The sequence below is a fragment of the Nakamurella sp. GG22 genome (assembly GCF_052976845.2).
This window is the reverse complement of sequence record NZ_JBRIIO020000038.1, coordinates 17,972-29,171: the sequence shown is the minus strand read 5'-3', so window position 1 is coordinate 29,171 and position 11,200 is coordinate 17,972. Positions and strand designations below refer to the sequence as shown.

Annotated in this window: 12 protein-coding genes; 7 read left to right on the top strand and 5 right to left on the bottom strand. The window is 70.0% G+C overall.

The window, feature by feature from the left end; translation table 11 throughout:
• Nucleotides 1-83: 83 nt before the first annotated feature.
• From ACVBEQ_RS24860 to ACVBEQ_RS24840, 5 genes are all read left to right on the top strand, one after another.
• Entirely contained in the window at nt 84-2,195 is a 2,112-nt protein-coding gene (locus tag ACVBEQ_RS24860; RefSeq protein ID WP_447156084.1) for an ATP-dependent DNA helicase UvrD2, read from the top strand.
• Between the two features lie 259 nt (nt 2,196-2,454).
• Entirely contained in the window at nt 2,455-2,616 is a 162-nt protein-coding gene (locus ACVBEQ_RS24855) for a hypothetical protein (RefSeq protein WP_447156083.1), read from the top strand.
• A 159-nt stretch (nt 2,617-2,775) separates the two neighbouring features.
• Nucleotides 2,776-3,042 carry a WhiB family transcriptional regulator gene (locus ACVBEQ_RS24850; protein WP_447156099.1) on the top strand — a complete coding sequence of 89 codons (267 nt, stop codon included), beginning with the start codon at nt 2,776-2,778 and terminating at the stop codon, nt 3,040-3,042.
• Between the two features lie 200 nt (nt 3,043-3,242).
• Complete coding sequence (locus tag ACVBEQ_RS24845; protein WP_447156082.1) at nt 3,243-3,368, top strand: hypothetical protein; 126 nt, start codon at nt 3,243-3,245, stop codon at nt 3,366-3,368.
• Nucleotides 3,369-3,573: 205 nt separating this feature from the next.
• Nucleotides 3,574-3,768: a hypothetical protein gene (locus ACVBEQ_RS24840; RefSeq protein WP_447156081.1), complete on the top strand. Its 195-nt coding sequence runs from the start codon at nt 3,574-3,576 to the stop codon at nt 3,766-3,768.
• A gap of 33 nt (nt 3,769-3,801) precedes the next feature.
• On the opposite strand, the gene ACVBEQ_RS24835 is transcribed toward ACVBEQ_RS24840, so the two are convergent.
• The 3 genes from ACVBEQ_RS24835 to ACVBEQ_RS24825 all read right to left on the bottom strand — a co-directional run bounded on the left by ACVBEQ_RS24835 (nt 3,802) and on the right by ACVBEQ_RS24825 (nt 6,538).
• Nucleotides 3,802-5,118 carry an ABC1 kinase family protein gene (locus tag ACVBEQ_RS24835; RefSeq protein ID WP_447156080.1) on the bottom strand — a complete coding sequence of 439 codons (1,317 nt, stop codon included), beginning with the start codon at nt 5,116-5,118 and terminating at the stop codon, nt 3,802-3,804.
• 83 nt (nt 5,119-5,201) lie between these two features.
• A complete protein-coding gene (locus ACVBEQ_RS24830; protein ID WP_447156079.1) occupies nt 5,202-6,275 on the bottom strand; it encodes a hypothetical protein in 1,074 nt (357 codons plus the stop codon).
• Nucleotides 6,276-6,388: 113 nt separating this feature from the next.
• Complete coding sequence (locus ACVBEQ_RS24825; RefSeq protein ID WP_447156078.1) at nt 6,389-6,538, bottom strand: DUF5679 domain-containing protein; 150 nt, start codon at nt 6,536-6,538, stop codon at nt 6,389-6,391.
• A 240-nt stretch (nt 6,539-6,778) separates the two neighbouring features.
• Between ACVBEQ_RS24825 and mgrA the strand changes: the two genes are divergently transcribed.
• Entirely contained in the window at nt 6,779-7,804 is a 1,026-nt protein-coding gene (gene mgrA, locus ACVBEQ_RS24820) for an L-glyceraldehyde 3-phosphate reductase (RefSeq protein WP_447156077.1), read from the top strand.
• A 73-nt stretch (nt 7,805-7,877) separates the two neighbouring features.
• Here mgrA and ACVBEQ_RS24815 read toward each other — a convergent pair whose 3' ends face one another.
• Nucleotides 7,878-9,272, bottom strand: coding sequence for a zinc-dependent metalloprotease (locus tag ACVBEQ_RS24815; protein WP_447156076.1), 1,395 nt, complete (start codon nt 9,270-9,272; stop codon nt 7,878-7,880).
• A gap of 135 nt (nt 9,273-9,407) precedes the next feature.
• Between ACVBEQ_RS24815 and ACVBEQ_RS24810 the strand changes: the two genes are divergently transcribed.
• Nucleotides 9,408-10,469, top strand: coding sequence for a YlbL family protein (locus ACVBEQ_RS24810; protein ID WP_447156075.1), 1,062 nt, complete (start codon nt 9,408-9,410; stop codon nt 10,467-10,469).
• A gap of 20 nt (nt 10,470-10,489) precedes the next feature.
• On the opposite strand, the gene ACVBEQ_RS24805 is transcribed toward ACVBEQ_RS24810, so the two are convergent.
• Nucleotides 10,490-11,008 (bottom strand): PPA1309 family protein, encoded by a 519-nt coding sequence (locus tag ACVBEQ_RS24805; RefSeq protein ID WP_447156074.1) that lies wholly within the window; start codon nt 11,006-11,008, stop codon nt 10,490-10,492.
• Nucleotides 11,009-11,200 lie beyond the last annotated feature (192 nt).

The following is an 11,200-nucleotide window of genomic DNA, read 5'->3' as shown; positions in this document are numbered from 1 at the left end:
CCCCGAGCCGGTGGACCGGGGCCGCGCGGAGTTGTCCTCATTGCGCCCGGCGGTCGGGACACCTGTGCGAAAATGCTCCGGTGATGAAGGACGCACTGGCCGGGCTGGACGAAGGTCAACGAGCCGCGGTGCTGGCCCCGTCGGGCCCGGTGTGCGTGCTGGCGGGCGCCGGCACGGGCAAGACCCGCACCATCACGCACCGCATCGCGCACCTGGTCGGCACCGGCAGCCACGCCTCATCCGAGGTGCTCGCGGTCACTTTCACCACCAGGGCCGCCGGTGAGATGCGGCTGCGCCTGCGCTCGCTCGGCGTGCCGGGCGTGCAGGCCAGGACGTTTCACTCCGCCGCGCTCAAGCAACTGCGGTACTTCTGGCCCCGGTCGGTCGGCGGCCCGCTCTGGCCGGTCCTGGAACACAAACTCCGACTGGTCGCCATCGCCGCCCGGCGGGCCAACGCCGGCACCGACGCCGCCACCCTGCGTGACCTGGCCGGCGAGATCGAGTGGAGCAAGGCGACTCTCGCCGGTCCGAACGACTATCTCGCCGCGGTCGCCAAGCACCAGCGGGACACCCCGCTGCCGGCGGAGACGGTGGCCAAGGTCTTCGCCGGTTACGAGGCGGTCAAGCAGGAGGCCGAACAGCTCGACTTCGACGACCTGCTGCTGCACACCTGCGCCGTGCTCGAGGACGACGAGGCGGTGGCCCGGGAGTTCCGCTCCCGCTACCGGTGTTTCGTCGTTGACGAGTATCAGGACGTCACCCCGCTGCAGCAGCGAACGCTGGACGCCTGGTTGGGCGGCCGGGACCAGCTGACGGTGGTCGGCGACGCCAACCAGACGATCTACTCCTTCGCCGGGGCATCACCGGGATACCTGCTGGGATTCGAGCGGCGGTTCCCGAACTCGACGGTCGTCCGCCTGGAACGCGACTACCGGTCAACGCCGCAGGTGGTCTCGCTGGCGAACCGGATCATCGCCGGCTCCAGCGGACAGTCCGCGAAGTACCGGCTGCGACTCGTGGCCGCACTCCCCGACGGGCCCGAGAGCACCTTCACCGAGCACCCGGACGAGCAGACCGAGGCGACCTCGGTCGCCGCTGCCGCCGCAGCGCTGATCGAGGGCGGTCAACCTGCTTCCGGTATCGCCGTGCTGTATCGGATCAACGCCCAGTCGGAGGTGTACGAGGCCGCGCTGACCGCGCGGGGCGTTCCGTACGTGGTCCGCGGCGGCGAACGGTTCTTCGCCAGGGCCGAGGTGCGTCAGGCGCTGGCGCTGCTGCGCAACGCGGCGCGCAGCCAGGCCGATGCGGGCGCTGATGCTGGTGCTGATGCAGGCGCCGGTGCGCCCGGCACCGCCCTCGACCCGGCCGCTGACGGTCGACCGGGCACCGGCCTGCCACTGGTCCCCACGGTGCGCGGGCTGCTCGGCACCATCGGGCTGAGCGAGCAACCACCTGCCGCCGGCGCGCTGCGCGACAAGTGGGATTCGCTGACGGCCATCGTGACGGTGGCCGAAGAACTCGCCGACGTCGACCCCGCCGCAACGCTGGGCACTCTGGCTGCCGAACTCGACCAGCGCGCCGAGGCCCAGCATGCCCCGACCGTCGAGGGGGTGACCCTTGCGTCGCTGCATGCCGCCAAGGGGCTGGAGTGGGACGCGGTCTTCCTGGTCGGGCTCACCGACGGAACCTTGCCCATCCAGCATGCCGAGACCCCCGACGAGATCGAGGAGGAGCGCCGGCTGTTCTACGTCGGCGTCACGAGGGCGCGGACGAGGTTGGCGCTGTCCTGGGCTTTGTCCCGGACGCAGGGCGGCCGCAAGACCCGGCGCCGCAGCCGGTTCCTGACCGGCATCGCACCGGATTCGGCGACGCCGGGCAAGCACGGTGCACCGGGACGTTGCCGGGTGTGCGGCGCCCGGCTGCTCGCCCCCGCACAGGTGAAGGTCGGCCGGTGCGCGGATTGCCCGTCGGCGGCCGACCCTGATCTGGTCGACGCGTTGCGCAGCTGGCGGAAAGCCAGGTCGACCGAGGCGTCGGTTCCGGCGTTCGTGGTGTTCTCCGACGCGACCCTGCTCGCGATCGCCGAGCGCCGGCCGACGGACAACGCAGGATTGCTCTCCATTCCGGGGATAGGCCGGGCGAAGCTCGATGCCTACGGCAAGGACGTTCTCGGCATCGTCGGGAGCACCCGATGAGCGTGCGGATTCCGCCGTTCGGGTGGTCACGACGGGTTCTTCCAAAGTTTCCCGACTTTCTCCGTTAATTCTGTTGCGCGGCGATCCACACCCGCCCTAATGTCATCGGCGGTTGGTGCGACACCCGAGCGGCCCTCACCAGGTCGGCAGGGTGAGCTCAGCAGCTGAGATCGGAAGCCATACAGAATCGCGGCAGGCGAGAACGCCCGCCGCGCAGCCCCTCCGCCCAGGCGGGGTTCGGACGCAGAGGAGGTGCCGAATGTCCAATCTGAAGAACACCAGCGGTTGGCTCGGTGCCGGCGTCGCGGATCCCGCGTGGCATGGCGCCGACGCCGTGATGGCGCGTCCGCGTACGGGGCTCATCGTCGTCTTCGGCGACCGTATGGCCCCTTCGCGGTCCGGAGTGCAGCTACAGGCCTGACGGCCCGTCAGCCGCTCGCCTCCGGCCGCGATTCGCCCAAAGGGACGAATTCGCGGCCGTTGTGTATCTCCAGCACCGTCACCGGACTCCGAACCCCAGGCGGGGCCGATCCAGCTTCTGTTCACCATCCATTCCTCTCACGGAGAAGAGACACCCGTGATGCAACTGCTCGACCTACCAGAGACCACCTTCATCGACAATCTGCCCTGCCACACCGGTGACCCGGATCTGTTCTTCGCCGAACGTCCCGACGAACTGGAGAAGGCCAAGGCGCTCTGCGCCGACTGCCCGATCCGCGAACAGTGCCTGGCCGCGGCCCTCGACCGGGGCGAGCCCTGGGGTGTCTGGGGTGGCGAAATCTTCGACCACGGAGTCGTGATCGCCCGCAAGCGACCACGGGGACGGCCGCGGAAGATCGCAGCATGACCGGGTCCCGCGGGCCCGGTTCGGCCAGGAGCAGATTCAACCGCTCCCTCACCCGTACCAGGGTCGACCGGCCCGGCCGGTCGGCCCCCACCATCCGGTTTCCGAGAGACGTTGCCTCGCAGCTGAACTCGCGAAACTTCAAGTCCACCAACCTTTCTGCACAACGGGTGACCGGAGTGCTCCTTCCACGGAGGAATGACATGAGTTCCATGATCGAAGATCTCGCTCGCGACCGAATGCGCGAGATCCAGCGGGACGCAGAAATGACCCGCCGCGTCCGGCGCGCCCGCGCGCTGGACCGGGCGGCCAAGGCTGCTCGCTCCTGACGCGACAGCGACCGGAGCGATCGACCACTGAATCCCGAGAGCGCGACCCACTTGCGCCTGATCACAGCGCCTGACCATCTCGCAGCTGACCACGCTGCAGTCGACAGGCGCACCCATCGAGCGCAGAACCGAGCCCCCGATCCGAGTGCGGATCGGGGGCCCCGGCGTCCCTGGACCACGACAGCCGGCGGGATATCGTGCCGGGATGGCCGGCCCGTCCCTGCATCCCGACCCGTCCGGGCCGGCGAGCTGTTCGATGTGCGGCACGACCGTGGCCGCGGCGCCGATCACCTGGGTCAGGGAACGCGACCCGCGCAGGGGACCGGTCTGGATCTGCGACCGTTGTGCCCGGCAGAATCTGCGCGGGATCGAGTCCCGCCTCGATCAGGAATGGTGGTGACCCACCGGGCACCCGGACCGGCCGGTTGAAAGCTCAGTCGTCGTCGGAGAAGCCGGGGAGGTAGCGATCGACCATTTCCCGGAACGGCGCCCGCGCGTCCAGCTGGCAGAGCACCCCGATGGACCCGAACGTCACCCGGTGGATCAACAGGTATGACGGCGGGAGGTTGAGCCGGCGGGCCATCTTCGACTCCTCGCTGGAGAAGTTCGACATCCGGGCTGCCTGCTCCTGCATCCAGCTGCGGGTGAAGTGAAATGTCTCGTGGCGCAACGGTTCGATGAACGGCACGACATATTCCATCAGCTGCTGCGGGTCGGGGTGGTAATCGGCGGGCACGAACCCTTCCGCGCGCAGCGCCTCGAGGACGTCGTCGGCCCGGCCGTCCAATGCGAGCCGGGTGACCCGCCCGATGATCGGCGGGGCGCCGTCGGGCAGCCGTGCCACGGACCCGAAATCGATGACGGCCAGCCGGCCGTCGTCGGTGAGCATGTAATTGCCCGGGTGCGGGTCGGCGTGCAGCAACCCGACCATCTCGGGGGCGGCGAAGTGCAACTCGGTCAGCAGCGAACCCGCGCGGTTGCGCTGCTCGGTCGTCCCCCCGGTGATGATCTTGCTCAGCGAGGTGCCGTCGACCCATTCCGAGATGATCACCTTCGGTGCGCTGGCGACCACCCGTGGAACCAGGAAACCATCGGTGCCGGCATAGGCGGCGGCGAACGCACGCTGATTGTCGGCCTCCTGCGCGTAATCCAGCTCCTCCAGGATCCGGTCACGCAATTCGGCCAGCAGCGGCCGGATCTGCAGGCCGGGAATGACGACACCGATCAGCGGCGATACCCGGAACAGCTGGTCCAGATCGGCCCGCAGAGCGGCGTCGGCGCCCGGGTACTGCAGTTTCACGGCCACCTCGCGGCCGTCCCGCCACACCCCGCGGTGCACCTGGCCGATGCTCGCGGCCGCGGCCGCCGTGTCGTCGAATTCCTGGAAGCGGGTGGTCCAACCGGTGCCGAACTGCTGGGCCATCAGCCGGTGCACGGTGGCCGGCGGCATGGGCGGCGCGGCGTTCTGCAGCTTGGTCAGCGCCTCCCGGTACGGGGCGGCGTACTCGTCGGGAATGGCGGCCTCGTAGACGCTCAGCGCCTGGCCGAATTTCATCGCACCGCCCTTGAGGGTGCCGAGCACCTCGAAAACCTGCTCGGCCGTGCGGCGCTGCAATTCGGTGGAGATCTCGTCCCGGTCGCGGCCGGCGAGACGTTGCCCAAGACCCAATGTCGCCCGGCCGGCTGCGGACAGCGGCAGGCTTGCCAGCCGAGCCGTTCGGCTCAGGGCACCTCTGGGGATGTCGGACACTGCACCATTGTGACAAAGTCCGGCCCCGGCCGGGCCGATCGCGCGCCCGTGCCGCCCGCGACCTGAACTTCCCGAGCGGCCGGTTACCGCAGAGCCACTGTGCGGCAGCCACATTCGGGGTGCTGTGACCAACTCCGCCGGCGCGCCGTCGGGTCGCCCTGACGCCATTCGAGAGTGCCGTCGACGGTGCTCGGCCGGCAGATGCCGTCCACGTGCTCGAGTACCTGCCCGACGGCGAGACAGGCCGCGGCCGTCAGCAGGAAGACCGGAACCTGCTGCGGTGCGCCGGTGAGCTGACTGGCCAGCGTCGGCCAGGCGGGGTCGGCGGCCGTCCGGTGGCGGTGCACGCAGGACAGGCAACTGGAACGCCCGGGGAGGACGAGCGGCCCGACGACGGTGCGCGCCATCCCCGTCGCCACGCAGAGGTGCGGAATGCTGTCCCGCGAATACCCGGCCGCAACGGCAAGGTCGGGCGCGGTGCCGCCCACCATGACCACGAGTGTCGGATGTTGGTGCGCCGCAGGCGTGTGCACCCGCAGGGTCGGGTATCGCGCACGGAGCTCCGCGGTGAACTCCGGCGCTCGGTCGCCCGCCGTCCCATCGGCGAGGTCCTGGCCCACCGGGGCCGGCAACCACTCGCCGGGCGCCGCGCGCTCGTGGTGCAGGTGCCCGACCCCGGCCGCGGCGAGATGCGCGGTGATGGGCTGCGTCGCGGCTGCGGTCCCACGAATGACGACCAGCGCGTCATCCCTGGCCTGCAGGATGCGGCTGGCGGCGGCGTGGCCGTGGCGGTGGGTGAGTGCGGCACGCTCATCGGCCAGGTGCGCGCCGACCGTCAGCGCTGCAGGGCCCCTCGCGGCCTCGCTGGGAACCAGCACACCGGCCACCAGGAGTTGGTCGAGTAGCCGCCGCCAGTCGTCCGGGTCGGCCCGCTGGCCGGCCAGCACGTCACGGAGCGCCGTCGATCCGTCCATCGAGGACAGGATCCGCAGCGCGCCGTCGGGAGCATTGCGCACCACGACGCAGCGAGGCGCGTCCGTGCCGATCTGCACACTGCCGGGTTCCCGCTCGAGAACCCTGGTGCCGAACGGGAGCGCGTACCGCCGGGACAGGTCCACCTGACCCGGCACTGTCCGCGCCGATTCTGTGTGCGTCACGATGCTGATCACCCCGGGAACAGGGTGCAGCACCGAGCCCCTCCCGCCCGTGGGTTGTCCACAGGCGGTTATCCGCAGACGGTTGCCCGCGGACGGGGGGTGTCAGTGGTGGGTCAGGCCTTGCCGAGGATCCGGTTCATCTTCGTTCCGCAGACCGGACAGATGCCCTTGGCCATCCTGCGACCGTTGGTCTCGGCAACTTCACCCTCGAAGTCCCGCTTCTCCTTGCACTTGACGCAGTAACCGTTGTAGGTCTCGGCCATTGGCCTTCCTTTCCTCGTGGGGCCCGGGCGCGGGTGCACTCCGGGACCGCGTTTCACAGCCCGTGGCCAGTGATCCTTCGACCGGACCGGCGCTCACCGTACCCGTCGCTGAGCGTGGAAACGCGGATTCCTCGCTCAGCCACGGGCTTAATGTTCGACTGGGCGATTCGTCCCGGGACCCGCGGGCATTGGCGCCCCGCGGGTCTGCACCGCTCGATCGGGTGCTGGCAAACTGGCGCGATGGTCTACCTCGCAGAGCCGAAACGATACGAATCCATGCCCTACCGCCGCTCCGGACGGAGCGGGTTGCACCTGCCTGCGGTGTCCCTCGGTTTGTGGCAGAACTTCGGTGACGTCGACCCGCTGGACCGCCAGCGCGCCGTCCTGCGGCGTGCGTTCGACCTCGGCGTGACGCACTTCGACCTGGCCAACAACTACGGCCCGCCCTATGGATCGGCCGAGACCAACTTCGGCCGGCTGATGGCCGAGGACTTCAAGCCCTACCGCGACGAGCTGGTGATCTCCACCAAGGCCGGCTACGACATGTGGCCGGGCCCGTACGGGGACCTGGGGTCGCGCAAGTACCTGCTGGCCTCCCTCGACGCGTCGCTGGCCAGGATGGGCCTGGACTACGTCGACATCTTCTACTCGCACCGCGCCGACCCGGACACCCCGCTCGAGGAGACGATGGGGGCGCTGCACACCGCGGTGGCGTCCGGCCGCGCCCTCTACGCCGGGATCTCGTCGTACTCGCCGGAGCGAACCAGGCGGGCCGCCGCGATCCTTGCCGAGATGGGCACACCGCTGCTGATCCACCAGCCGTCGTACTCGATGCTCAACCGCTGGATCGAGGACGCCCTGCTGGACACCCTGGGCGAGCTGGGGGTCGGCTGCATCGCGTTCTCCCCGCTCGCGCAGGGCATGCTCACCGACCGGTACCTCGACGGGATTCCCGCGGATTCCCGGGCGTCCCGCGGCGGGTCGCTGTCCAAGGACCTGCTGACCGACGAGGCGCTGGAGCACATCAGGGCGCTCAACGAGATCGCCAAGGGTCGCGGTCAGTCGCTCGCCCAGATGGCGCTGTCCTGGGCGCTGCGGGACGAGCGGGTGACGTCCGTGCTGGTCGGCGCATCGTCCGTGCAGCAGCTGGAGGACAACGTGGCGGCGATCGAGAACCTGGCCTTCGACACTGACGAGTTGAATGTGATCGAGGGGCACGCCGTGGATTCCGGCATCAACCTGTGGAGCCCGTCGAGCGCCGTCTGAGCGGCTGACAGCACCTCGGCCGGCGGCCCCTGAACTCGTCAGGGGCCGCCGACCGTTGGTCACTCGGTAGGACTCACACCGCTCGCGGTGCCGGTCCTTCGTCATCGGGCTTGGTGTCGGGCTTGGTCCCGGGCTTGGTGATGTCGGGCTTGGCCGGGTCGGTGGGGGACTCGGCATCGCTCGGACCGGGTGCACCGAGCAGCTCCGTCTCGATGTCGCCGAGGCCCTCGAGCAGCGCGGTGAACTCCTTGTCCCGGGCGATGAACCCGGCAGGGTCGTCCAGGTCGGCGAGCGACGGCAGCAGATCGGGGTGCGCCCACAGCGCGTCCCGGCCCTCGATCCCGCGTGACGCGGTGACCTCTCGCCACAGGTCGGCCGCCACCCGCAGTCGGCGCGGCCGCAACTCCAGCCCGATCAGGGTGGCGAAGGTCTGCTCGGCGGGACCACCGGTGGCCCGGCGGCGTCGCAGCGTCTCCCGGAGCGCCGGTCCGCCCGGCAGTCGGTCGCCGACCGCATCGGCGACGACGGTGTCCACCCAGCCCTCGACGAGGGCGAGCAGCGTCTCCAGCTGAGCCATCGCGGCTTCCTGGCCCGGGGTGATCTTCGGCTCGAACATGCCCTGGCCGAGTGCGGCCTCGATGCTCGAGGGATCCGACGGGTCCAGCGAGGACGCGAGCTGCTCGACGGCGGAGAAGTCGACGGAGATCGCCTTCGCGTAATCCGTGATCAGCGAGATCACCCTGGCCTTGAGCCACGGCGTGCCGGCGTACAGCCGGTGGTGCGCGGCCTCGCGGACGGCCAGGTAGAGCCGCACCTGGTCCTCGGGCAGGTCGAGGCCCGATCCGAACTCGGCGATCGACCGCGGCAGCAGCGCGGCGGTGCCGTCGGGACCGAGTGGCAGGCCGACATCGGTCGACGTCAGCACCTCGTTGGCCAACTGGGCGAGGCCCTGGCCGATCTGCGATCCGAAGGCCATGCCGCCCATCGACCCCATCATCGCCAGCAGCGGACCGGCCTGCGCCTTGGCCTGGTCGGGGAGGCCGTCGATCCACGCCCGGGAGACTTGTTCGGCGATGGGGGAGCAGAGCTTCTCCCACATCGGCATCGTCGCATCGACCCACTGCCGCGGCGTCCAGGCGGTCGACGTGCGGGCGCCGGCGGGCATCGAGGTGGCGCCGTCGAGCCACACCTCGGCGAGCTTGATGGCGTCGGCCACCTTGGCCACGTCGATGGAGGACGCGGGGTGCGACGCGGGCAGCTGCGAGGTGGCCAGCTGCCGGGCGAGCTCGTAGTTGACCGGGCCGCTGGACGCTCCGGATGCTCCGGCCTGCGACATCATCTGGCCGAGCTGCGAGAGCATCGATCCGAGTTGATTGAGGTCGAAACCACCTGGTCCGGGGCCCTGACCGGGCTTGCCCTCAGGGTCGTCGTCACCTGGAGGGTTGAAGCCGAACGGCAGATTCGTCATAGGGCCACGGTACTGAACAACACCCCACCGTAGGGACTCAGCCGGCGCCTGATCGCCCACGGCGAACGGTTCACATCGGACGCCCCGGCTTTCGCGGCGGTCCTCCCATGGGGGTACCCCCTACGCTCGGGACCCATGTCCTGGTTCTCGCGCATGACGCTGCGCGGCCGCACCGTGCTGGTCGGGTCATCCCTGACCGCGGTGCTCGTGGTGGCCGCAGCGGTGATACCGATCCCGTACGTCGCCGTGGGACCGGGCGTGACCTACGACACCCTCGGCGCGGTTGACGGCACCGAGGTGATCACGTTCAGCGGTGAGGACATCCCGGCCTCGGCGAGCAGGGACGAAACGTCCGACGGTCACCTCAACATGACCACGATCTCGATCACCGACAACGTCCCGCTCTTCGAGGCACTCGGCCTGTGGGCGACCGGACGGTATGCGCTCGCCCCCAGGGAGGACTACTTCCCGCCGGACAAGACGGTCGACGAGGTGAAGGAGCAGGACGCGCAGGCGTTCCGCGACTCCCAATCGGCCGCCGAGATCGCCTCGCTGCGGTTCCTCGACTATCCGAGCGTCACGTACGTGGGGGAGATCGCCGACGACTCGCCGAGTGCCGGCGTGCTGCAGCCACAAGACCGCATCATCGCGATCGACGGCACCCCGGTCACCGATTTCGCTTCCCTGCAGGCCGCGCTGAAGGACACCTCGCCCGGCCAGGTGGTGGCAGTGAAGGTGCTCCGTGACGAGAAGGAGGTCACGGCGAAGGTGACCCTGGGCAGCAACGAGTCGGTCGGTCCGCAGGGCTTCCTCGGGGTGGGCGCGGTGGAACGGCCGGTGGCGCCGTTCACCACCTCGATCGCCCTCGAACGCATCGGCGGTCCGTCGGCCGGACTGATGTTCACCCTCGGCATCATCGACAAGCTCACCGATGACGACCTGACCGGCGGCCGGTTCGTCGCCGGCACGGGCACGGTGGACGCCGACGGAAAGGTCGGCCCGATCGGTGGGGTGCTGCTCAAGCTGATCACCGCGAGAGAAGCAGGGGCGACCGTCTTCCTGGTCCCGGCCGACAACTGCGCCGAGGCGGTGACGGAGGTGCCCGAAGGCCTCCAACTCGTCAAGGTCGGCACGGTCGACGAGGCGGTCGACGCACTGGAGACGCTGAAGGCGGGCGGGACCCCGGCGGGCTGCTGACCCGACCTGCGCCGTGGCGCTCAGTCCTCGAACGTCAGGTGCAGCGCCGCGATCAGGTTGGGTGCCAGGTCCCCGCCGCGCAGCGGTGCGTCATCGTGCTCGCCCCGCATCCGCATCAGGCAGGCGCCGCCCTTCGCGTCCCGCAGCACACCGGCGACGAGTCGCGCCTCGGCCCGCGCCGGGTGCCTGGCCGCCTGGTCGGCGGCCTCCGCGGGATCGTCGGAGAGGTCGGCGCCGGCGTCGGGCGGCAGCACCACGATCTCCTGGACCAGGACGCAGCCGGCGACCTCGGCCGGCCAGGAGATCTGGGCGAGGGCCTCCGAAAGTTCGCCCTCCGGGAGCGATTCCTGCGCGATCGGCGTGTACACGGCCGCACCCAACGACGGAGCGAGGTCGGGCTGAGCGGCCATCAGGTCGGCGGTGGCGACCAGCGCGAACAGCTGCGGCGCGGCATCCCAGCCGGCGGAAGCCGCGAACTCCTCGACCTCGGCAACGGCGACCGCGAGGTCGGGGTCCTCCCACCAATCCGGCGTGCTCACGCGGATGATCTTCGCACGCGGCTCACAGACCTCTCGCCGGTCCGGATGGTCCACTTCGGCGGCACAGCAGTACAACGATCCCGTTTCGGTCGACCTTTCGGCCAGGGAACCTCTGAGCGGTGCCTACAGTTGAGTGGGCGGGAGCCGGTCAGGCTGCGGTCAGGCTGAGGGTCCCACGAGAGCGTCCGCGAT